A 22,494-nucleotide genomic window follows, 5' to 3' on the forward strand; every position below is an offset into this window, starting at 1 on the left:
ATGAAAAGATTAATTTTTGCTGAAGTTTTCAAACTCTTCAAACAAGGAAAAACCTACTATGCTTTAATTGCCACATTTTTAATTGAGGTCATTATTTTATTTAGTGCTTATTCCCAAGGTCAGAATGTATTAGATATTTTATTGGATAACTTAAGTCAGTCCTTTCATTTTGAAGGTAATTTACTAAATGGCAACCTTTTAATTTATCTTATTTTAAACACCTTATGGTTTCATTTGCCCTTAATTTTAATCATTATAATTTCAGGCAGTTTAACATCCGAATACAGCGACAGAACCTTGCTAACCGTAATGCTTCAACCGGTTTCTAAGTGGAAATTCATCCTGAGTAAATACATTGTAGCCATACTATTTACCTTAGTAATTGTTGCCTTTTTAGCAATAACATCGTTCGTGCTTTCTTATTCGCTTTTTGGCAGAGGCGATTTACTTGTGTTTATAGATACGCTTAATTTCTTTGAATCGGCCGATGCCTTTTACCGCATTAAATACGCCTTTATTTATGGCGCAATTTCTATGGTTTTTCTATCGGTTGTTAGTCTAACTTTAGCCATTATTTTTGAAGAATCTACCAAAACATGGATTACGGCAGCCTTCTTCTTAATTCTTTCAAACCTGCTGTTAAAGGTCGATTTTCATAATGATTTTCTAAACAATTGGCTATTTGCAAAATTAAGCGACACTTGGCAATACCTTTTTTATTTTGAAATTCCATGGGATAAAATCTATTGGAATTCAAGCATCATGATATTATATACAATAATTACGATGCTTATTGGCATTGTAATTTTCAACAAAAAAGACATCGGTTAATGGCACGTTTTTCAATTTATATTTTTCTTTTTTACACTTGTTTTTTAAACGCGCAAGTAATAGACCCCAACATTATAAAAGTACAGGAACGCCTTGATTCTATTGAAAAATTTTCAGCAGATTTAGAGCTAGAAGTCGCTATTAGCTTCATCAATATTCCGAATAAATTTGCAAAAATAGTCTATACTAAAAATGAAGATACCAAGGTTGTTTCAGACGATTTTGTGCTTATTCCTAAAAAAGGATTAGACGTTTCATTAAACCAATTGTTTAAATATCCATTTATCACTGTAGATCGTGGTTTTGAAGAAAGAAATGATAAAGAATATAAACTTGTAAATATCATTCCAACCGATAAAAAAGCCGATTTCTCTATTGCTTCCGTGTTAATCGATATTGAAAACGATAGAATTATAGAGTCTGAAATAAACACTAAAAAAGACGGTAGTTACTTGGTTAAAATGCATTTTGACAAGCCATCAAGTGTGCTTCCTAAACAAATTGAAGTACAATTTGAAATTGAACGCATTAGAATCCCGCTAAAATACATGGGAAAAGAAGCGACTATCGACAAAAAGAAGTACAAATCTGGCGAAGTTAAAACAGGAACTATATTCTTAAACTTCACCTACACCGATATTATTTACAAGGCCTAAGGCAATTATCTACATAAAAAACGAGTTTAATCAAGAAAGCACTTGCTGTAATCAAGTAATTCATCTAATTTAATTATTTTTGGTAGAGGTAAACTAAAATCATGCTTAAACAACATTTACAATTTAAATTATCGCAAAAACTGTCGCCGCAGCAAATTCAATTAATGAAATTGATACAGTTGCCAACACAGGCTTTCGAGCAACGTTTAAAGCAAGAATTGGAAGAAAATCCAGCTTTAGAAGGCGGTAAAGAAGAAAGCATAAATGATGATTTAGATGCTGACTTCGATAATTCATCTGATGAAATTAACGATAACGAATCGATAAATACAGACGACATTAATGTTGATGAATATTTAAGTGATGATGAAATTCCGGAATACCGAACGCAGGCTAATAATTACAGCAGTGACGATGAAGAAAAAACCATGCCTTATGCTGCAGGTACCTCATTTACACAACATTTAATTACCCAATTAAATACCTACAGATTATCTGATGAGGAGCATGATATTGCTGAATTTTTAGTTGGAAGCGTTGATGAAAGCGGTTACATAAGAAGAGAGCTTAGTGATATCATGGACGATTTAGCGTTCACTCAAAACATCTATACCACTGAAGAAACCATTCAAAAGGTATTACGCATAGTTCATCAATTAGATCCCGCAGGTGTGGGCGCAAGAAATTTACAAGAGTGTTTAAGCATTCAATTGCATCGAAAAGATAAAACTGCCGATACCGAATTGGCTATAAATATTATCGATAACGCCTTTGATCAGTTTACAAAAAAGCATTATAAAAAGTTGCTTCAAAAATTTAATATCACCGAAGAACAACTTAAAGGTGCCATCTCTGAAATAGAACATTTAAATCCGAAACCAGGAGGTTCCTACGCAGGAAACAACCGCATCGTGGAACATGTTGTTCCCGATTTTGCTATAAGAATTGTAGATGGCGAATTGGAACTCACTCTAAACGGAAGAAATGCTCCAGAATTACACGTATCTAGAGAGTATAATAACATGCTGAAAGGCTACAAAGACACGAAAGAAAAATCGAAGTCTCAAAAAGATGCCGTAATCTTCATTAAGCAAAAATTAGATGCAGCCAAATGGTTTATAGAAGCCATAAAACAACGTCAGCAAACTTTATTTGTAACCATGAGTGCGATTATGCATTACCAAGAAGCCTATTTTTTAACGGGCGATGAACGTAACTTAAAACCCATGATCCTTAAAGATATTGCCGATGAGATTTCTATGGATGTATCAACAGTATCGCGGGTTGCAAATAGTAAATATGTCGATACGCCTTATGGTACTAAATTGATTAAAGAATTCTTTTCAGAATCAATGAAAAATGATCAAGGTGAAGATGTTTCAACTCGTGAAATTAAAAAGATTCTTGAAACAGTTATTGAAGAAGAAGACAAGAAAAAACCTTTAACTGACGAAACTTTAGCTGGCATTCTTAAAGATAAAGGCTACCCAATAGCCAGACGTACTGTTGCTAAATACAGGGAGCAACTTGATATTCCTGTTGCTAGATTACGTAAAAAAATATGATGGATAAACTCTTAAAAAGTATTTCGTTTATTTTCCATCCATTATTAATGCCCCTCGCAGGGGTTGTATTTTACTTTGCAAAGGCGCCAAGATTTATTCCATTAGACCTAATTAAAGCAAAACTAATTTCGCTTTTTATCCTTACTGTTTTACTACCCATTCTAATGTTTTTTCTTTTAAAAACTTTAGGGAAAGTCACAACAATTTATCTTGAAACCACCAAGCAAAGAATTATTCCTTTATTTCTAAATTGCATTATAATACTGCTTATAATTCAAAAAATTGTACCTCCAAGTCAAGCTGTAGAACTCTACTTTTTCTTTGTAGGGATCTTAATCTCTAATATGGCCTGTTTAATCTTAGTTTTATTTAAATTCAAGGCAAGTATTCATATGATAGGCGTAAATGGGCTATTAATGTTTATAATCGCACTAAGCATCCATTTTAGCATCAACATCAATGGAACGCTATGTATTATGGCAATAATAATTGGTGCCGTAGCGACATCAAGACTGCATGTAAATGCACATAACACTAAAGAACTGCTTATAGGCGCTTTTATAGGCTTAATCCCTCAATTAATATTAGTACCCTACTGGTTGTAAATTGAAGCTTTAAAACTATCTGTACAACTTACAAAACATAAAATATAAGTCCTATTTTAATAATACTGATATCAATATTCTCGCCACTTAAATGCGCTTTTTTAGATAAGATAGAATTGAGTAGATAATTAACATGAATGTTCCAGGTATTATAACCCGCACTTAAGGTTAACCCACATTGAAAGTTATTAAAATCACGATTATTACGGTATTTAAACGCTCCTAACTCCCCTTTATAAGCATAGGTGTTAGATATGGCATAAGCGAATTTAAAACCCGTGTAAATACGCCAGAAAGCATAATCTGTAGGCGTAGAGGTTCGCCATCTGTATTCAATTGGCATTTCAATTAAATGGAATCGTATTTTGTTTTTGGAGTAAGAGCTTCCATCAGATAAAATACTGTAAACAAAATCGCCATCACTATTTTTACTTATAAAAAGATTTTGGTTATAAGAATCGGTTGCATAACCCAATCCTACTCCAATGGCCTTGTTTCGCGCCTTATTAATAGGCATATCTTTAATAAATCCAACACTAAAACCGAAGGAAAATCCATTTTGAGAAAGCCCTTCTGGACGCTTATTAATAAAGTTATAAGTAGCACCTGCATAAAACTGATCTTCTTTATAAAGCGAATCTACTTGGGTTGTAGATGTTTCTTGCGCAAAACACAAAGCTATATTTAACAGAAAAATAGAAAGAAAAACAAAACATCTCATCAGGCAAAAGTAAATAGTCTAATTAGTACAGATAATAAAGATATAAAAATTAAAAGGCGTTTTGATTGTATCAAAACGCCTTTATTTATAAAATTAAGAAAGTAAATTAATCTCTTCCAAACACACTACCCTTTTTAGTGGTATAGTTTATTTTAAGTGCATTAACTTTACGTAATTCTTGTTTAATATCGCCAATTAATCCCATGTTAGCTTCTTTATCAACTTTTAAAGCAGTTGTTAAAAATGGAACTAATTCTTCTCTTTTAGAAGCACGTTCAGCAGCAATAAAACTAGCAATTTCTTTTACATCAGCAAAGTTATCATTTAACTGAATTTTTGCTTGATTACCAAATTGCTTGTAGTTTTCACTTGGTTTTCCTGCATAAATATACATAACCAAATCCTTCTTATCCAGTTTTTCAACCTGATCTGCAAAAGGTAAATTATTCTCGATCTTTAAAGTGTTTTGCCTCATCACTGTGGCCACCATAAAGAAGAATAATAACATAAATACAATATCGGGTAAAGCCGCTGTGTTTACTGCTGGAATTCCTCCGTCTTTTTTCTTTTTAAATTTAGACATATAATATAAATGTTAAATTTTAGTTTTGAACTTCTGAAAGTTTCTGAGGATAATCAAGCTTAATTTGATCAATTTGTCCCTTTAACTTTTCTTTATTCCCTGGCCAGTTTACATCTTTATAATTGTCTTCCATTTCTTTGAATGACTTACCGTATAAAGATTGTGCTCTAGCATCTCTTAATTCGTTATATGCTGCTACTAATTCATTCTGTACAGCGATATACGTTTTATAAGTGGTCTCACGTTCGTTTTTTAGCGAAATGATAGCCTTATCTGGATTATCTGATGAAGCTGGATCTTTCTTTCCTTTACAAAAAGTACATGATCCATCGCCACCATTATCTAAAAACTCCTTTGCAGCAAGTCTAAGATCTTTAAGTTCCATTAGCTCATCTTCTACTAACAACTGATCTTTACCGTTTAATAAAACAGTGAAGATGTTTTTTTGCTTAATAACGACGTCTTCTTCAGATTCTTCCATTGGAGGAAGTTTACGGTTAATACCCGAATCTGTCTCAATAGTTGTCGTTACTAAGAAAAATATAAGTAGTAAGAACGCGATGTCGGCCATAGAGCCTGCATTTACTTCTGGTGATGCTCTTTTCGCCATAACTTTATTTATTAAATATTTTTTTTACTCCACCAAATAGCATTGAGCCAATGGCTATAACTGCAAGAATATAAAATGCATATAAACCAGCACCTACATCTTTAGACGTTGATTCAGTAATATCTAAACCTTTATCTGTAAAAGGTTTTAAATCTAAATCGGTACCTGATGATAGTGCATAAGAAATAACAAGAACCAGTACAAAAGCACCAACTGTCATTATTGTCTTTTTTATGTTACCGGCAAACAAACCTTTTATTACAAATATAAATACTAGGAATAAAACGATAGCTAATGTAACATAAGCTATGTACAGCATGTTTCCGCTCATACTTAAAGCAGTCGAATCGTCTCCTGTCATTATCATTAGTGCAAAAATGGCACCAATAATAGCCAGAGCGAAAGCTACTATTTTTAAAACTTTATGTAAACCCATAATTTTTTTTAAATCTTTAAATTATTACTTTTTGTGTCTGATTAATAGATCCATTAACGTAATAGAAGCATCTTCCATGTTGTTAACAATACTATCAATCTTAGCAATAATGTAGTTGTAAAAAATTTGAAGTATAATAGCTACTACAAGACCAAATACAGTTGTTAAAAGTGCTACTTTAATACCACCAGCTACAAGAGAAGGTTGCATATCTCCAGCTGCCTCAATTTTATCGAAGGCTTGAATCATACCAATTACCGTACCCATGAAACCAAGCATTGGTGCAAGAGCGATAAATAATGAAATCCAAGATACATTCTTTTCTAATTGTCCCATTTGAACACCACCGTAAGCTACAACAGCTTTTTCAGCAGCCTCAAGACCTTCATCAGTTCTATCTAAACCTTGATAGTAGATAGATGCTACAGGACCTTTTGTGTTTCTACAAACTTCTTTAGCAGCTTCAACACCACCTGAAGCCAATGCGTCTTCAACTTCTTGAGTTAATTTCTTTGTATTTGTAGTAGAAAGGTTTAAAAAGATAATTCTCTCAATAGCAATCGCTAAACCTAGAATTAAACATAATAATACAATCCCCATAAATCCAGGACCTCCTTCAATAAATCTCTTTTTTAATTCTTGGTGAAACCCTAAAGTTTCAGCAGGCGCAGCAGCTGTATCATCTTGAGTAATAGTTGCTACTGTCGTCGTAGTAGTTGTACTTGCAATTGTAGTTGCATTAGCAGTTCCAAATACCATCATTCCTGTTATGGCAAGGATAGAAAATAATCTTTTCATGTTCTAGATCTTAATTTTATTAGTTAAAGGGTTAAAGATAAAAAAAAAAAGTAATTAATTCGCAAAAAATCACAGCAGAGAGGAAGGGATTCGAACCCTCGATACCCTTTTGAGGTATACACACTTTCCAGGCGTGCGCCTTCGACCACTCGGCCACCTCTCTAATTGATGTCTCTTTAATTACGGGGATGAAATAACAAAAAAAACTTTGAACGCTGAAATTTTGAAGGTTAATTTTAAGACAATTCTCCTCGTAACGGCGTTTCATACATGGTTTTGAACATGTTAGCAGAAATATTTTGACCTAACATAAACATCAATTTTCCTATGGCCGCTTCTGTAGTAATGTCTTTTCCTGAGATAACGCCTATCTTTTTTAGCGCGCTACTGGTTTCATAATGCCCCATCATAACACTTCCTCCTACACATTGCGTAATATTTATTATATGTATGCCTTTTGAAATATTTTTTGTTAAAATTTCTAAAAACCATGGTTCTGTGGTACAATTTCCTGCTCCGTAGGTTTCAATAATTACTGCTTTTAAGTTATTTGTACTAAATATACTCTGGATAAATGCTTCAGTAATCCCAGGAAATACTTTAAATAAGGCAATGTTATGATCTAATTTTTTATGTACGACAAACCTTTTTCTTAGGTTTGGCTTATATAAATATTCGGTATTAATTTTTAAATGCACACCCGATTCGGCTAAATCGTGGTAGTTAAATGATGAAAAAGCTTGAAAATCTTCAGCATTTAGCTTCGTGGTTCTATTAGCGCGGTACAGTTTATATTCAAAATACAAACAAACTTCCTTAATAACTGGTTTCCCTTTACTTTGTAATGAAGCCACTTGAATGGAAGTAATTAAATTTTCCTTCGCATCGGTCCTTAGATCTCCTATGGGCAATTGCGACCCCGTAAATACAACTGGTTTTCCTAAGTTTTCTAGCATAAAACTTAATGCCGAAGCTGTATAACTCATCGTATCACTACCATGAAGCACCACAAAACCATCAAATTTTAAATAATTAGCTTCAATATGTTCGGCAATTTGCACCCAAGATTCGGGATTCATATTACTAGAATCAATAGGTTCTTTAAAGGAAACCGTATCGATATTACAATCCAAAAGCTTTATTTCTGGAATATTATCAAGTAAAGTCTTAAAATCGAAAGCTTTTAAAGCACCGGTTTCAAAATCTTTAACCATACCAATGGTACCGCCTGTATAAATTAATAAAATGTTCACTTTGGATGTATTCATAGCCTAAATCTTAAATACGTCTTTAGAGTTTCTGGTAGTAATTTCGGCAATTTCATTTATAGACTTACCATAAATCTCAGATAATTTTTCCAACACCTTTAATATATAGCTACTTTCGTTTCGCTTTCCGCGGAATGGTGCAGGCGCTAAATAGGGTGAGTCGGTTTCTAAAACAATATGCTTTAAATCGATTTGATTTAGAAACTGATTAATTTTACCATTTTTGAAAGTAACCACACCTCCTATCCCAAGTTTCATATTATAGGATATGGCTTGATGGGCTTGTTCTAAATTCCCTGTGAAGCAGTGAAAAATACCGAATAAATCATCTGATTTTTCAGATTCTAAAACTTCAAAAATGTCATCAAAAGCCTCTCTACAATGGATGACAATAGGTAATTTGTATTGTTTAGCTAATCGAATTTGATGAATAAAAGCTTCTTTTTGAATTTCCAAAGTGGTTTTATCCCAATATAAATCGATGCCAATTTCACCAATAGCATAAAAAGAACGCTTAGCGAGCATTTCTTCAACATGCTGAAGTTCGGCTTTAAAATTTTCTTTAACATGTGTGGGATGTAACCCCATCATTAAAAACACATGATTAGGGAAATCTTTTTCCAATTGAAGCATAGATTCTGTATACTCTGAATCTATTGCTGGAATAAAAAATCGAGAAACGCCTTGCTCTATAGCACGATTAATCATATCATGACGATCTTCATCAAAAGCTTCACTATATAAATGGGTGTGTGTATCTGTAATTATCAAATGCAAGAATTTAAATGGGCCCTTATTAAACTTCAGCAAAAATAATTGTTTTTACATGATTATATTTGGTTAAAAATATAATGTTATGGAAACGCTTCAACAATTCTTAACCAATAAAGGCTATGCTAAGGTTAAACTACACTTAACCAAAACTAATCATTTTGAAATTAAAGCATCCATAAACGGCAAAAAAGGTGTCTTTATATTAGACACAGGCGCTTCAAGTTCTTGCGTTGGTTTTGAAGGCATTGAAACCTTTAAATTAAAAGCTGAAGATTCCCTAATAAAGGCGGCTGGCGCAGGCGCCATAGATATGGACACAAAAATGTCTAAAAAAAACAAGTTAAAAATAGGCAAATGGACTACCAACAAGGTTGTTTTAGTATTATTTAACCTAACCCACGTGAATACGGCACTTAAAAATCATAATTCGGAACCTGTTGATGGCATAATTGGTGCCGACATATTAAAAAAAGGAAAAGCCGTTATAGACTATGAGAAGAAATACTTATATTTAAGATTGTAATTGTAAGTGGTAACTCACTTATGAATTAATAGCAAAAAATTCTCAAAATAAATGAATACCTCAATTGTCATCGCTGACGATCACGCCCTTATTTTACGTGGTTTAACAGACTTTTTAACGGAACAGGGCTACAATATTATTGGTAGTACAGACGACGGTCATAGTGCCTACAATATGATTGTAAAGTTAAAACCAGAAATTGCCATTTTAGACATCAATATGCCTTGTATGACTGGACTTGATGTGGCTGAAGCCTGTAACAAAAACAAATTACCCACCAAAATCATTCTTTTAACTTTAGAAAAAGACGAAAAGTATTTTGACAAAGCTATAGAATATAACGTTTATGGTTATATTCTGAAGGAGTTTGCTATTGATCAAATTGAAACCTGTATTGAACATGTTGTAAAAGGGAGTCCGTATTTTAGTGAAGATATTTCGCCATACCTTGTTAAGACCCATTTAGGAAACCGGCCAGACACCATCGAACTCCTTACAAAATCTGAGTTAAAAATTGTAAAACTCATATCTAAAAACAAAACTAGCCAAGAAATTGCTGAAGAGCTATCCATCTCGGTTCGCACGGTTGATAAGCACCGAAGTAATGTGGTACAAAAGCTAGAACTAGGAAACAGACCTACATCGCTTTCCATTTGGGCAAATCTAAATAAAAGCTATTTTTAAAAAATACGTATAAGTGCGTATTTTATTTTTTAGAACTATAGTGTATCTTTACAATGCTATTAATTAGTTCTTAGGGAGAATTATAGGAAGCTCTAAATTGTAATGATTTAGAGCTTTCGCTATTTATATACCTAAGGCCATTTTAAAAATTACGTATAAGTGCGTATTTTTTTTATGCCTAATCTAAATTACCTTTACACTGCTATTAATTCTTTTGAGAGAGAATTTTTTATAATGCTCTGCACCGAAAGGTGCAGAGTAATTATTGACATTATACGATAATATGTTAAAAAACTTATTCATGCAAAACAAGAACAGCACCTTTGACACATGTTGTATTATTGGGCTAACTTTACTGGTAGTGACGACTATTTGTATAAATATCCTAATGCTCTTTATTTAGACCTTCTAAAAAAATAATACCAAAAAAAAGGCTGTTGTATCGATACAACAGCCTTTTTTATACAAATGCTTTTAAAACTATAGTTCTAAAGCTTTTTTAATATCGTTATTCATTAGGATTTCAGTTGGATTTTCTAGCGCTTCTTTTACAGCAACTAAGAATCCTACACTTTCTTTTCCATCAATAATTCTATGATCGTAAGATAGAGCTACATACATAATCGGTCTAATTTCCACTTTACCATCGATAGCAACTGGACGTTCAACAATATTATGCATTCCTAAAATACCACTTTGAGGTGGGTTGATGATAGGTGTAGATAACATACTTCCAAATACACCACCATTAGTGATTGTAAAAGTTCCACCTGTCATTTCATCAACTGTAATTTGTCCGTCTCTTGCGCGTAAAGCTAAACGTTTTACTTCGGCTTCAACTCCTCTAAAACTTAAGTTTTCGGCATTTCTAATAACTGGCACCATTAATCCTTTAGGTCCCGAAACAGCAATACTAATATCGCAAAAATCAAAAGAAAGCATTTCTTTACCGCTTATCATTGAGTTAACTGCTGGATACATTTTTAAGGCACGAACCACAGCTAAAGTAAAGAAACTCATAAACCCTAAACCAACGCCATGCTTTGCTTTAAACGTATCCTTATATTCTGAACGCAATGCAAAAATAGGCGACATATCAACTTCGTTAAACGTTGTTAACATAGCCGTTGTATTTTTAGCTTCAACTAAACGCTCGGCTACTTTTCGTCTTAACATCGACATTTTGCTCGTGGTGCTTGTTCTTGAACCACCAGTTGGTGTTCCCATAGAAGGCACTGCATTAATAGCATCGTCTTTAGTTACTCTACCATCTTTTCCTGTTCCAGAAACCGAACCAGCATCCATACCTTTTTCAGCTAATATTTTTTTAGCAGCAGGGCTTGCGCTTCCTGAGGCATAGGTTTTTGTTTCTACTGCAGCAGCTTTAGGAGCTTCGGCAGCAGGTGCTTCCTCTTTCTTTTCTACTTTTTCAGTAGCGCCACCTTCTGGTTTTTCAGCACTAGTATCGATTAAACATACTACAGCACCTACTTCTACAGCATCGCCTTCTTCCGCTTTAAGCGTAATAATTCCGCTAACTTCTGCAGGCAATTCAAGTGTTGCTTTATCGCTGTCTACCTCAGCAATAGCTTGATCTTTTTCAACATAATCTCCATCTTCAACAAGCCATGTTGCAATTTCAACTTCTGTAATAGACTCCCCTGGCGAAGGGACTTTCATTTCTAAAATCATTTTTTATAATTTTAATGGTATTTTCTTTTTAACTTAATTTTATAAACCGAACACGCTATTTACAACCTGTTTCTGTCTTCTTTTATCTCTGGTACTAGATCCTGGAGCAGGCACCGAGCTATATGGTCTTGAGCAAACTTCTAATTTAACAAGCTCCATACGTTGCGCCATGTGTGTCCAAGCCCCCATGTTTTTAGGTTCTTCTTGTGCCCAAACATACTTTTCTACATTTGGATAACGGTTTATAACCTCTTGTATTTTATCTAAATGTAATGGGAATAATTGCTCGATTCTTACTAAAGCAACATCATCTCTTTCTAGATTTTCTCTTTCTTCTAATAAATCGTAATAGAATTTACCAGTACAGAATGTAAGTTGCTTTACATTTTCTGGGTTGATGGTATCATCTATAACTTCTTGAAATTCTCCTGACGCTAAATCGCTTATTGAAGATACCGCTTTAGGGTGACGTAATAAACTTTTAGGTGTGAATACAATTAGAGGTTTTCTGAAATCGCGTTTCATTTGACGACGCAATAAGTGGAAAAAGTTTGCAGGTGTTGTACAATCGGCAACAAACATATTATCGTTTCCACATAATTGAAGGTAACGTTCTATTCTTGCAGATGAATGCTCTGATCCTTGACCTTCATAACCATGAGGTAATAATACAACAATACCGTTTTGCGACTTCCATTTGTCTTCTGCAGCCGATAAATACTGATCGAAAATAATTTGCGCACCGTTGCTAAAATCTCCAAACTGTGCTTCCCAAATGGTTAGTGTATTTGGGTTTGCCATGGCATAACCATAATCGAAACCTAAAACACCATATTCTGATAAAAAGGAGTTGTAAATGTACATTTCCCCTTTATTGTCTGGATTTGTATTTAAAAGATTGATACGTTCTTCTGAAATCTCATCACGTAAAATAGCGTGTCTATGACTAAAAGTTCCGCGTTCTACATCTTGTCCTGAGATACGTACATTGAAACCTTCTTCAAGTAAACTACCGTAAGCTAATGTTTCAGCCATACCCCAATCTAACGTATCGGTTTCAAAAACCATTTTAGCACGACCATCTAAAATACGTTCTGCTTTACGTAAAAACTTAACGCCTTCTGGTACTGTTGAAACCACTTTTGAAATGTTTTCTAACTTGGCTTTTTGATAGGTTGTATCGGCCGTTTCAAGCATTGCATCAACACCTCGACGTACAAAACCTTGCCAACGCTCCATCATAAACTCACGAACCTTAGAAGAATCATCTTCTTTAGATTTTGCATAAGCTTTTTCAAGGGTGTCTTTAAACTCGGCTACAATTTGTGTAGCATAAGCTTTATCTATGGTTTTTTCAGCAATTAATTTATCGGAATAAATTTTAAACGGACTAGAATGCTTCGCAATATTTTTATATAAATTAGGCTGTGTGAATCTAGGCTCATCACCTTCATTATGACCATATTTTCTATAACCTAATAAATCGATGTACACATCTTTTTTATAACGCATTCTGTATTCTAAAGCCAATTCTACAGCGTGCACAACTGCTTCAGCATCATCAGAATTAACGTGTAAAACTGGTGATAAGGTTACTTTAGCAACATCGGTACAATAGGTACTTGAACGGGCATCTAAATAATTGGTTGTAAATCCAATTTGATTGTTTACAACAATATGAATGGTTCCTCCGGTTTTGTAACCGTTAAGCTGACTCATTTGCGCTACCTCATACACTACACCTTGACCTGCAATAGCAGCATCACCGTGCACTACAATTGGTATAATTTTAGAATCGTCGCCATCATAATCGTTATCGATTTTTGCACGAGTAATCCCTTCGGCAACTGGTGCTACAGTTTCTAAATGCGATGGATTTGGCACTAAGTTCATTTTGATAGTCTTACCGTTTTGGTAAGTTTTATCCAGTGTTAAACCCAAGTGGTATTTAACATCGCCATCGATAAATTCATCTTCGAAATCTTTACCATCAAACTCGCTAAAAAGTTCGTTTACTGGTTTTCTAAAAATGTTTACTAAAGTACTTAAACGACCACGGTGTGCCATTCCTAATACACATTCCTTTACACCGTATTTTTCAACCGCATAAAAAAGCACGTTACTAATCGCTGGAATTAAAGATTCTCCCCCTTCTAACGAAAAACGTTTTTGCCCAACATATTTAGTTTGCAAAAAGTTTTCGAAGGTTACAGCTTGATTTAGCTTAGAAAGAATATATTTTTTGGTATCAGCCGAAAAAGCAGGCTGATTATCATTTTTATTTAATTGATCTTGCCACCACTTAATAACCTCAGGGTTTCTTAAGTACATGTATTCTACACCAATAGAATTGCAATAAATTAAATTAAGATGTTTAATGATTTCACGTAAAGTAACTGCGCCTACGCCTAAAACTTCGCCTGCATTAAAAACCGTATCCAAATCACTATCGGAAAGATTAAAATTGCTTAAATCTAAAGTTGGTGTATAGCTTCGTCTGTCGCGAACAGGGTTTGTTTTGGTAAACAAATGGCCACGCATTCTATAGCCATCAATTAACCTTAACACATTAAATTCCTTTTGTACGTGTTCTGGAATTTGGGTTGAATCACCTTCAACAATTTCACCGTTTAAGCCATAATCTTCACTCCCAAAATCGTAACCTTGAAAAAAGGCTCTCCAACTAGGCTCTATACTATCTGGATTTTCTAAATATTGGCTATATAGATCGGAAAAATATGCTGTGTGTGCGGCGTTTAAAAAAGAAAACTTGTCCATTATTACTATTAATCTCCTGTAGGTTTTTCAAAATATATTCCCCAAAAATACAACTTTTAGTAAAATTAGATGATTCTTTGACTATATTTATGGCTGTCATTATTCATTTAACGAATATGTTCAAAAACTTGTTAAATTTTTAATAATATGATATTTTGACCAACACTTTATTCCTTATTAATAAAAAAGCATGCTTAGTTTTTGCTCTTTTCTTCTTCTGTATTTTAAAAATAGAGGCGCAACAGCCCACTAACGACTTCTGGAATCACGTTCGATTTGGAGGAAGTTTAGGATTAAGCTTTGGTGATAATTTTTTTAGTGGCACTATTGCGCCAAGTGGAATTTATCAATTTAACAACAAATTTGCTTTAGGTTTAGGCTTAAACGCGACATTTAACAACCAAAAAGATGTTTACAAATCTACCATTCTTGGCGGTAGCGTTATAGGCTTATATAATATTATTGAAGCCATACAAGTTTCGGCAGAATTTGAACAACTTCATGTAGACCGAAATTACAGAAACAGTGCCTACTACGACGACAAATATTGGTTGTCATCTTTATATTTAGGCGCTGGTTACAGAACAGGAAACATTACTTTTGGGATAAGATATGATGTTTTATACAACAACGGCAAGAGTATTTACACCAATCCATGGTCGCCATTTTTTAGAGTTTATTTTTAATAGCTGACGTTTTTTACACAGCCTGTGTTTCTATAAATTATGAAGAAATCATCTAGATACAACCCATGATTTTTATCATAGATATTCATAGTGAAACCCTGTAATTTTGAATTTTAAATTTCCGAAGATGAAAAAAAGTTTAAAAGTACTATTAGCCGTATTAGTTACTACACTTATCGCTTGCGGTGAAAAAGAAGAAAAAAAGAAAGCTGGTTTTTCTTATGAAAACACTTCAACAGAAACCACATCTGTTGAAGCAACCAAAAACCTACCACCATCTAAAACCATCGATTTAACCAGCAAGGGTATTGGCGCCGTTACTTCGTTAACTTTAGATGCCAATATAAATACTGAATTAGCCAAAACTGGTTCTAAAATATTTAACAGAACCTGCACCTCTTGCCACAGAACCGACAAAAAATTTATTGGCCCTGCTCCTAAAGACATTTTAAAACGAAGAACACCAGAATGGGTTATGAATATTATGCTAAACCCTGAAAAAATGGTAAAGCAAGATTCTTTAGCAAAAGCACTTTTAGCCGAATTTAACGGCTCGCCAATGCCATATCAAGGTCTTACTGAAGATGATGCCAGAGCGCTATTAGAATACTTTAGAACGCTTTAATACCAATTATAATTCGATGCTAAAAAGCAACTAGATATTGACTTTTATCCATAAAAAAATGCGAAGCAGTTGCTTCGCATTTTTAATATTATATAACTTATGAAATAAAATTTAATCGGCTAAAATAATGGCTTTATTATCTTTCATTTCTATCGTTCCAGATTTAATCTCAAATGTTAACACTTTATTGTCCATCATATGAGGTTTTAGTTCTGGATGAAGTTTATCAAAATCCAAATGTCTTTGAGTATGCACTCGTATCTTCACAGTTCCTGCAGTTAATAAAGATACTATAGGCGCGTGATTTTTAAGTATTTCAAACTCACCCTCAACGCCTGGCACTATGATAGCATCAACTTCTGAACTTAAATAAATAGCTTCTGGCGATACAATTTCTAAATACATATATTGTAGTTGTTTGTTATTTGTTGATGATTGTTGGCAGAAAAACTATAAACCAACAACTAAAAACCATTAACCAATTAAACTTCTGCAAGCATTTTTTCTCCAGCTTGAATCGCTTCTTCAATAGTTCCTTTAAGGTTAAACGCTGCTTCTGGTAAGTGATCTAATTCACCATCCATAATCATGTTAAATCCTTTAATAGTTTCTTTAATATCTACTAATACCCCTGGAATTCCGGTAAACTGCTCTGCTACGTGGAAAGGTTGTGATAAGAAACGTTGTACACGTCTTGCTCTACCTACAGCTAATTTATCTTCTTCAGATAATTCTTCCATACCAAGGATAGCGATAATATCTTGTAATTCTTTGTAACGTTGTAATAACTCTTTTACACGTTGCGCACAAGCATAGTGATCTTTACCTAAAATATCAGCCGTTAAAATTCTAGAAGTAGAATCTAAAGGATCTACCGCAGGATAAATACCAAGCTCGGCAATTTTACGAGATAATACCGTTGTAGCATCTAAGTGGGCAAACGTTGTTGCCGGTGCAGGATCCGTTAAATCATCCGCAGGTACGTAAACCGCTTGTACCGATGTAATAGAACCTCTTTTAGTTGACGTAATACGCTCTTGCATAGCACCCATCTCTGTTGCTAAAGTTGGTTGGTAACCTACCGCAGAAGGCATACGACCAAGTAATGCAGATACCTCTGAACCAGCTTGTGTAAAACGGAAGATATTATCTACGAAGAATAATACATCTTTCCCTTGTCCTTCACCAGCACCATCACGGAAATACTCTGCAATAGTTAAACCTGATAAAGCCACACGAGCACGTGCTCCAGGAGGCTCATTCATTTGTCCGAATACGAAAGTTGCTTTCGATTCTTTCATTTTAGACTTATCTACTTTAGATAAATCCCATCCACCATCTTCCATAGAATGCATAAAATCATCACCGTAACGGATAATTCCAGACTCTAACATCTCTCTTAAAAGGTCATTTCCTTCACGTGTTCTTTCACCTACTCCAGCGAATACTGAAAGTCCACCGTGACCTTTTGCAATATTATTAATTAACTCCTGAATTAATACTGTTTTACCTACACCAGCACCACCAAATAATCCAATCTTACCACCTTTTGCATAAGGCTCGATAAGGTCGATTACTTTAATACCTGTAAATAAAACTTCAGTAGAAGTTGATAATTCTTCAAATTTAGGTGCATGACGGTGAATTGGCAACCCAGCTTCTCCAGCTTTAGGTAAATCTCCAAGACCATCAATAGCATCACCAATTACATTAAATAAACGCCCATAAACATCATCACCAATCGGCATTTGAATAGGAGCACCTGTAGCAGTAACTTCAGTTCCTCTACTTAATCCATCAGAAGAATCCATTGCGATTGTACGCACGGTATCTTCTCCAATATGAGACTGTACTTCTAAGACTAATAAAGACCCATCGGCTCTTTTAATTTCTAATGAATCATAAATTTTTGGAAGCTCTGAATCCGAATCGAATTGAACATCGATAACTGGCCCTACTATTTGTGCAACTTTACCTGTAACTTTAGACATTACTTATGTATTTAATATTATGCGACTTAATTGAGTGAAAACACTTTTTGTTTTCGCGCTGCAAAGATATATTTTTTAATTTAAAATGAAAGTTGTTTTTAATGCTTTTTTAGACTGAAAAAAGCAGCTTCAATTTATGCCTATTTTTTCTTTGTAAAATCGTTCGTTTTCTGAAAAATGTTATACTTGAAACCACCTTAATTTGATGGTGTTTAGCAACGTTACAAAATAAAATCGACTGAATTCGAAGTTTAAAAACTAAGAATCCAGTCGATATATTATAATTGATTTTTTTTAACCTCTTACTTTGTAACTACAAAAGTTTGGTCAGCCCAATCGAAAGCAGTTAAATCTGCTCCTACTCCAGCTTTAGCTACTACCGTATTATTTGATGGCACTGTAATACCATCTGTAATCACAGCAACATCACCGTTAATAGCACCACCAACTTTATCTGCTCCTACAGTACCTTGAGCAAATGCACTTGTTAATGTTAAAGTACCATCTCCTTTATCGTCTTTAGTATCTATTCTACCTTCAAAACTAGCAGAACCATAAGCTGCAAAAAGAACATTATTAATAGTAGCCACTGTACCTCTTCTAATTTCTGCTCCTGCCTTAAGAGCAACATCAGGATTAAGATTTAGAATGGTTACATTGTTTAATGTTGGCATTGAAATAGGTAATGCTGAAGCATCAGATTCATTACTATCACCTTCAATACCTCTTGGATCGCTACTAGCAGCATCAAATCCATCATTACGAACTCCAAAAGCATTGGTAATGGTTCCTGTGTATCCTCCAGTCCAATCGAACATATCGTCACCAATATTAGCACAATACACATTAGTAACATTTACGCTACCTCCAAAAAACTCAATACCATCATCGTTACCGTCGCTTACAACAATATTATTTACTATTGTTTTGTTACCAACACCGAAAAACGAAATACCATTAAACTCTTGCTCTCCATTAATTTTAGCACCAGTATATTCAGCAATAACATAACTTAACTCACCAGAATTATCATCATTAACTGTACCACCATATAGTAATCCAGCAACTTCAGATTGTACATCTGTACCTTTATTAGAAGGTGCTTTACCCGCTAATACAAGTCCACCCCAATCTCCTGCTTTAGGAGAGCTCGCATCCGATGTAAAAACAATAGGTTTAGCAGCTGTTCCTTTTGCAATTATTTTAGCTCCTCTTTCAACAGCTAAAAAAACATCTGTTCTTCCGCTTTTTGCTTTAATAACAGTTCCAGGCTCAATAGTTAATGTAGCCCCTTCTTTTACAGTAACCGATCCTGTTAAAGTATATGCTACACTAGCCAATAATTTACTGTCTTCAGTAATGTTTCCTATTAATTCACTTCCTGTAATATCACCTCCATTTTCTGGAGCTTCTATGTTTCTATTATCATCATCAGATGAACAAGAGAAGATTGAAATAACACATGCAATTACTAATAAATTTTTTAAAGTTTTCATTTGATTTTTTAATTATTATTTTGATGCAAAGCAAAGGCTTAATATTAAATACAATCTTACCGATGTATTAGTAAAACGTTAAGGATTATTGCCAATGTTAAGCCTATGTTTATTGAAGAGAAATAGATTTCACAGAAGTTGATTATACTTAAATATTTCTATGAATTAGCATACATTTAGGAATCTTTTTTTTAGTTACAAAAATGCCTCCAAAAGCGAAACACGATTTGGAGGCATTATAATATGATTGATATTTTTTGTTTTTTTTGTTTTCTAGCACTAAAAATTAAGAACCAAGCCAGCGGTTACCGTTACCCCATTTTTATATGAGTTCATAATCGGTTTTCCTGGTACATCTCTATATCTGTCAAAACTTGGGTTTAATAAGTTTTTAGCATTAAACTTAAAACCTATTTGTTCGTTAAATTGGTGTTTAAAAACAAAATCTAAAATAGGAACTGCTTTTTCAATAATATTTTCTTGAAAGTTTGTCCCGATACTGTACACCTTATCGCTTTGATAATTAAAAACCAAGGTTGAAATAGTTTCTTTGTCGTTTTTAGTAAATCTATAAGACACATCGGCATTTACTGTAAAAGGTGAAGCACCTTCTAATTGCGAGCTATCGCCTGTGTAATTAAACAGTGTATTACTTTTATTAAAAATTAAGTCGGTTTTCATAATGGTTGCATTCGTTCCAACCGATAATGTCTGCGACTTATTATTATCATCAACCTCTTTACTAAAAACATCTACTTTAGCTTCAATTTCTGCTCCATATATGGTAGCATCACCAGAGTTATCAAAAGTAAAATCTCTTTCTACCGCCGAAGTACGCTCTAAACGGTTAATAGAATTTTCAATTAATTTACCAAATACACCAACGGCGATTAATTCACTTTTCTCCGGAAATAATTCAAATTTAATTTCAGCATTATAATTATCTGAAGGAATTAAAGCAGGGTTTCCTGTTTCTTGATAGTTAATACCTTCATAAGTAAAAGGTGCAATTTCTTTAAACTGCGGATAGGTATAGGTCATGCTTCCAGAAGCTCTTAAATTAATCTTCTCGTTAAGCTCATATTTTAAGTTTAAAGCTGGTAGTACATAGTTTTTATCTAACGCAATATCCCCTATACTCGGATAACCTGCTACGCTAATGTTAACATCCCAATCAACATTCATTTTAATGCTTTCTGCGCGAATACCAATATTTGTTGTGAACTTGTCGCTAAACTTGTAAACTAAATCAGCGAAAGCGGCATGAGTTGTTTTATCGGCATCATATAATTGCGGACGAAAAGTTTCATCGTCATCATTATTTCTACCTCTAGAAGTTTCTACACCAAAAATACCGTTATCTAAATTGTCTTGGTTAAAAGTGGCATCTAAATTATTAACATCTACAAATGTACCTGTAGGGTTTGCAAAATTATGATCGTAATATATCCCATCAAATTTTCTATTTGTTAACCTTCCGTTGTAACCTAAAGTCACTTTTCCTTTGTTTTCCGAACGGTCTCCAAAATATTTAATAGCCTCTAAATTTCCGGCAATATCATCTTCAAATAAGTTACCGTAAAATCGGCTATTATCTCTCACAGCATTTTGAGAAATTAAAGTCCTATTTGTATCGTTATCTATAATGAAGGTGTTTTTTCTTCTGTCTGGCTCGTCATTATAAATAGCATTGTAACTTAACCCAGCATTGACATCAACAGATTCACCAAATCTATTGGTAGACAATAATTGATTTACAAAAAGCCTGTTTTGAATTTCGGTTTGTAAATTTAAGTTTATTAATCGGTTATCGTCATCGTCTCTTCCTATATCTGGAGTAGTTCCAACAAAATCTTCAATTTCTTGAGAATTGGAATGGATGAACAAATTATTGTAGCTTATTTTATGATTGTTATTAATTTTATAAACTAAATTCCCCATTAACATGGTAGAAGCACCATAACTATAGGTTTTAGTGTCAAACTCGGAACCAACATTACCAAAATTAACAATGTTTGCCGAGCGCCCTTCTTGATACTCGTAAGCATTACTAAAAGACCCTACTAAAAAGATTCCTAAACTGCTTTCATCAGAAATCTTAATTTTATTTCCGTAGTTTAATGACAAGCCAAAATTAGGATTCGCTTTGGTTTGATTTGGTGAAAAACTATTTTCAAAATTATAAACAGTAAGATCGTTTATACTTGTTTTAGTATTTTTAACAACACCAAACCAATTAGCTCCATCCATTTGTTTAAAATCCTTAAATGTAGTTTGAGAGTTTACTGCGGAAGACACTTCAAAGTTAAAAAAAGATTTTCCAGACATTTCTTTGCTTACAATATCTACACTTGCTCCAGCAACATCTGAAGATGCTGTTGAAGAAAACGACTTAGCAATCCCTACATTTTCAATAACACCTGTACCAAATAATGATAAATCGATGTTTTTATTTCTAGGATCGTTTGAAGGCAGTGGTAAACCGTTTAAAGTCGTATTGTTATAACGATCGCCTAAACCTCGAACATATATTTTACTAGAACCTTCCTTTTTGTTAACACCAGTAACTTTTAAAGTTGCCGCACCAGCATCTGAAACTGCTTTTTTAGATAATTCTTGAGCTCCAATTGCTTGTTTTATGGTAACTGCTTTTTTCTGCTCCAACAACAAAGCGGTTTCGCTTTCTCTCTTTGTGGTTGTTGTAATAACTACCTCATCTAGAGTTGCTGCACTGGCACTCATTACCACATTAACTTCTTTTGTTTTCCCCCCTTCAATAACAACCTCTATTTCTTGAGATTGGTACCCCACAAAACTAAACTGTAAAGTATAGGTGCCTGGTTCTAAATTGTCGAAAAAGTACAAACCATCAAAATCTGAAGTCGTTCCTTTTGTTGTTCCTTTAATTAAAACGTTAGCAAAAGCTAATGGCTCGTTGTTATATTCTTTATCGGTTAACAAACCTTTAACCGAGCCTGTATTTTGCGCATATGTAAACGCCGATGTAATAATTGTAAAAAGTAAAATAAATTTTTTCATTGTTTTTGTCATGATTTCACGGCGCAAAGAAACCACAGTATTGTCATCAGAATGTTACCTCATGATTAAAGAACGGTAATAAAAGTGTTAGCTTAAGGTTATGGCATTGCGAAGGATTGGTAAGGTTATTTAC

21 protein-coding genes and 1 tRNA gene are annotated in these 22,494 nt (G+C 33.8%); 8 read left to right on the top strand and 14 right to left on the bottom strand.

Going from position 1 to position 22,494, the window contains the following annotated elements; genetic code table 11:
• From H6X70_RS07140 to H6X70_RS07155, 4 genes are all read left to right on the top strand, one after another.
• Nucleotides 1-831: an ABC transporter permease gene (locus H6X70_RS07140; RefSeq protein WP_194766981.1), complete on the top strand. Its 831-nt coding sequence runs from the start codon at nt 1-3 to the stop codon at nt 829-831.
• Nucleotides 831-1,487, top strand: coding sequence for a hypothetical protein (locus H6X70_RS07145; RefSeq protein WP_194766982.1), 657 nt, complete (start codon nt 831-833; stop codon nt 1,485-1,487). Before H6X70_RS07140 ends, H6X70_RS07145 begins: the two co-directional genes overlap by 1 nt.
• A 101-nt stretch (nt 1,488-1,588) precedes the next feature.
• The gene (gene rpoN / locus H6X70_RS07150; RefSeq protein WP_194766983.1) at nt 1,589-3,052 is read left to right on the top strand and encodes an RNA polymerase factor sigma-54; all 1,464 of its coding nucleotides are present in this window, start codon (nt 1,589-1,591) and stop codon (nt 3,050-3,052) included.
• Nucleotides 3,049-3,657 (top strand): hypothetical protein, encoded by a 609-nt coding sequence (locus tag H6X70_RS07155; RefSeq protein WP_228530295.1) that lies wholly within the window; start codon nt 3,049-3,051, stop codon nt 3,655-3,657. The genes rpoN and H6X70_RS07155 overlap by 4 nt, the downstream gene beginning before the upstream one ends.
• A gap of 28 nt (nt 3,658-3,685) precedes the next feature.
• On the opposite strand, the gene H6X70_RS07160 is transcribed toward H6X70_RS07155, so the two are convergent.
• The 8 genes from H6X70_RS07160 to H6X70_RS07195 all read right to left on the bottom strand — a co-directional run bounded on the left by H6X70_RS07160 (nt 3,686) and on the right by H6X70_RS07195 (nt 8,844).
• Complete coding sequence (locus tag H6X70_RS07160) at nt 3,686-4,333, bottom strand: porin family protein (RefSeq protein WP_228530296.1); 648 nt, start codon at nt 4,331-4,333, stop codon at nt 3,686-3,688.
• A 151-nt stretch (nt 4,334-4,484) separates the two neighbouring features.
• Nucleotides 4,485-4,961: an ExbD/TolR family protein gene (locus H6X70_RS07165; protein WP_194766985.1), complete on the bottom strand. Its 477-nt coding sequence runs from the start codon at nt 4,959-4,961 to the stop codon at nt 4,485-4,487.
• Nucleotides 4,962-4,980: 19 nt separating this feature from the next.
• On the bottom strand, nt 4,981-5,571 hold the full coding sequence (locus H6X70_RS07170) for an ExbD/TolR family protein (protein WP_194766986.1): 591 nt from the start codon (nt 5,569-5,571) through the stop codon (nt 4,981-4,983).
• A 4-nt stretch (nt 5,572-5,575) separates the two neighbouring features.
• The gene (locus H6X70_RS07175) at nt 5,576-6,007 is read right to left on the bottom strand and encodes a hypothetical protein (RefSeq protein ID WP_194766987.1); all 432 of its coding nucleotides are present in this window, start codon (nt 6,005-6,007) and stop codon (nt 5,576-5,578) included.
• 24 nt (nt 6,008-6,031) lie between these two features.
• Nucleotides 6,032-6,805 (bottom strand): MotA/TolQ/ExbB proton channel family protein, encoded by a 774-nt coding sequence (locus tag H6X70_RS07180; protein ID WP_194766988.1) that lies wholly within the window; start codon nt 6,803-6,805, stop codon nt 6,032-6,034.
• Between the two features lie 75 nt (nt 6,806-6,880).
• Nucleotides 6,881-6,968 (bottom strand) — tRNA-Ser (locus H6X70_RS07185).
• 73 nt (nt 6,969-7,041) lie between these two features.
• Complete coding sequence (locus H6X70_RS07190) at nt 7,042-8,073, bottom strand: asparaginase (RefSeq protein WP_194766989.1); 1,032 nt, start codon at nt 8,071-8,073, stop codon at nt 7,042-7,044.
• 3 nt (nt 8,074-8,076) lie between these two features.
• Entirely contained in the window at nt 8,077-8,844 is a 768-nt protein-coding gene (locus H6X70_RS07195) for a TatD family hydrolase (protein WP_194766990.1), read from the bottom strand.
• 85 nt (nt 8,845-8,929) lie between these two features.
• Between H6X70_RS07195 and H6X70_RS07200 the strand changes: the two genes are divergently transcribed.
• Both H6X70_RS07200 and H6X70_RS07205 read left to right on the top strand, forming a co-directional pair.
• Nucleotides 8,930-9,370: a TIGR02281 family clan AA aspartic protease gene (locus H6X70_RS07200; RefSeq protein ID WP_194766991.1), complete on the top strand. Its 441-nt coding sequence runs from the start codon at nt 8,930-8,932 to the stop codon at nt 9,368-9,370.
• 51 nt (nt 9,371-9,421) lie between these two features.
• Entirely contained in the window at nt 9,422-10,054 is a 633-nt protein-coding gene (locus H6X70_RS07205; protein ID WP_194766992.1) for a response regulator, read from the top strand.
• A 480-nt stretch (nt 10,055-10,534) separates the two neighbouring features.
• Here the strand turns inward: H6X70_RS07205 and odhB are convergent, their stop codons facing one another.
• Together odhB and H6X70_RS07215 are read right to left on the bottom strand one after the other, a co-directional pair.
• Nucleotides 10,535-11,746, bottom strand: coding sequence for a 2-oxoglutarate dehydrogenase complex dihydrolipoyllysine-residue succinyltransferase (odhB, locus tag H6X70_RS07210; RefSeq protein ID WP_194766993.1), 1,212 nt, complete (start codon nt 11,744-11,746; stop codon nt 10,535-10,537).
• 39 nt (nt 11,747-11,785) lie between these two features.
• Nucleotides 11,786-14,524 (bottom strand): 2-oxoglutarate dehydrogenase E1 component, encoded by a 2,739-nt coding sequence (locus H6X70_RS07215; RefSeq protein ID WP_194766994.1) that lies wholly within the window; start codon nt 14,522-14,524, stop codon nt 11,786-11,788.
• 155 nt (nt 14,525-14,679) lie between these two features.
• Between H6X70_RS07215 and H6X70_RS07220 the strand changes: the two genes are divergently transcribed.
• Nucleotides 14,680-15,210: an alpha-ketoglutarate decarboxylase gene (locus H6X70_RS07220; protein ID WP_228530297.1), complete on the top strand. Its 531-nt coding sequence runs from the start codon at nt 14,680-14,682 to the stop codon at nt 15,208-15,210.
• A gap of 127 nt (nt 15,211-15,337) precedes the next feature.
• Entirely contained in the window at nt 15,338-15,835 is a 498-nt protein-coding gene (locus H6X70_RS07225; RefSeq protein WP_194766995.1) for a c-type cytochrome, read from the top strand.
• A gap of 111 nt (nt 15,836-15,946) precedes the next feature.
• On the opposite strand, the gene H6X70_RS07230 is transcribed toward H6X70_RS07225, so the two are convergent.
• The 4 genes from H6X70_RS07230 to H6X70_RS07245 form a co-directional block, all read right to left on the bottom strand.
• On the bottom strand, nt 15,947-16,240 hold the full coding sequence (locus H6X70_RS07230; RefSeq protein ID WP_194766996.1) for a FoF1 ATP synthase subunit delta/epsilon: 294 nt from the start codon (nt 16,238-16,240) through the stop codon (nt 15,947-15,949).
• 77 nt (nt 16,241-16,317) lie between these two features.
• Nucleotides 16,318-17,826 (bottom strand): F0F1 ATP synthase subunit beta, encoded by a 1,509-nt coding sequence (gene atpD, locus H6X70_RS07235; protein ID WP_194766997.1) that lies wholly within the window; start codon nt 17,824-17,826, stop codon nt 16,318-16,320.
• A gap of 302 nt (nt 17,827-18,128) precedes the next feature.
• Nucleotides 18,129-19,322: a hypothetical protein gene (locus H6X70_RS07240; protein ID WP_194766998.1), complete on the bottom strand. Its 1,194-nt coding sequence runs from the start codon at nt 19,320-19,322 to the stop codon at nt 18,129-18,131.
• 279 nt (nt 19,323-19,601) lie between these two features.
• On the bottom strand, nt 19,602-22,361 hold the full coding sequence (locus H6X70_RS07245; protein WP_194766999.1) for a TonB-dependent receptor: 2,760 nt from the start codon (nt 22,359-22,361) through the stop codon (nt 19,602-19,604).
• Nucleotides 22,362-22,494: the final 133 nt, after the last annotated feature.

Origin of the sequence: Tamlana sp. I1, assembly GCF_015355625.1 — a bacterium.
Lineage (GTDB): Bacteria > Bacteroidota > Bacteroidia > Flavobacteriales > Flavobacteriaceae > Pseudotamlana.

Coding starts and splice junctions, on each gene's coding strand:
- H6X70_RS07145 (WP_194766982.1), top strand. CDS start 831: ATGGCACGTTTTTCAATTTATATTTTTCTTTTTTACACTTGTTTTTTA.
- H6X70_RS07240 (WP_194766998.1), bottom strand. CDS start 19,322: ATGAAAACTTTAAAAAATTTATTAGTAATTGCATGTGTTATTTCAATC.
- H6X70_RS07225 (WP_194766995.1), top strand. CDS start 15,338: ATGAAAAAAAGTTTAAAAGTACTATTAGCCGTATTAGTTACTACACTT.
- H6X70_RS07165 (WP_194766985.1), bottom strand. CDS start 4,961: ATGTCTAAATTTAAAAAGAAAAAAGACGGAGGAATTCCAGCAGTAAAC.
- odhB (WP_194766993.1), bottom strand. CDS start 11,746: ATGATTTTAGAAATGAAAGTCCCTTCGCCAGGGGAGTCTATTACAGAA.
- H6X70_RS07215 (WP_194766994.1), bottom strand. CDS start 14,524: ATGGACAAGTTTTCTTTTTTAAACGCCGCACACACAGCATATTTTTCC.
- H6X70_RS07155 (WP_228530295.1), top strand. CDS start 3,049: ATGATGGATAAACTCTTAAAAAGTATTTCGTTTATTTTCCATCCATTA.
- H6X70_RS07205 (WP_194766992.1), top strand. CDS start 9,422: ATGAATACCTCAATTGTCATCGCTGACGATCACGCCCTTATTTTACGT.
- H6X70_RS07170 (WP_194766986.1), bottom strand. CDS start 5,571: ATGGCGAAAAGAGCATCACCAGAAGTAAATGCAGGCTCTATGGCCGAC.
- H6X70_RS07180 (WP_194766988.1), bottom strand. CDS start 6,805: ATGAAAAGATTATTTTCTATCCTTGCCATAACAGGAATGATGGTATTT.
- atpD (WP_194766997.1), bottom strand. CDS start 17,826: ATGTCTAAAGTTACAGGTAAAGTTGCACAAATAGTAGGGCCAGTTATC.
- H6X70_RS07200 (WP_194766991.1), top strand. CDS start 8,930: ATGGAAACGCTTCAACAATTCTTAACCAATAAAGGCTATGCTAAGGTT.
- H6X70_RS07140 (WP_194766981.1), top strand. CDS start 1: ATGAAAAGATTAATTTTTGCTGAAGTTTTCAAACTCTTCAAACAAGGA.
- rpoN (WP_194766983.1), top strand. CDS start 1,589: ATGCTTAAACAACATTTACAATTTAAATTATCGCAAAAACTGTCGCCG.
- H6X70_RS07175 (WP_194766987.1), bottom strand. CDS start 6,007: ATGGGTTTACATAAAGTTTTAAAAATAGTAGCTTTCGCTCTGGCTATT.
- H6X70_RS07245 (WP_194766999.1), bottom strand. CDS start 22,361: ATGAAAAAATTTATTTTACTTTTTACAATTATTACATCGGCGTTTACA.
- H6X70_RS07230 (WP_194766996.1), bottom strand. CDS start 16,240: ATGTATTTAGAAATTGTATCGCCAGAAGCTATTTATTTAAGTTCAGAA.
- H6X70_RS07190 (WP_194766989.1), bottom strand. CDS start 8,073: ATGAATACATCCAAAGTGAACATTTTATTAATTTATACAGGCGGTACC.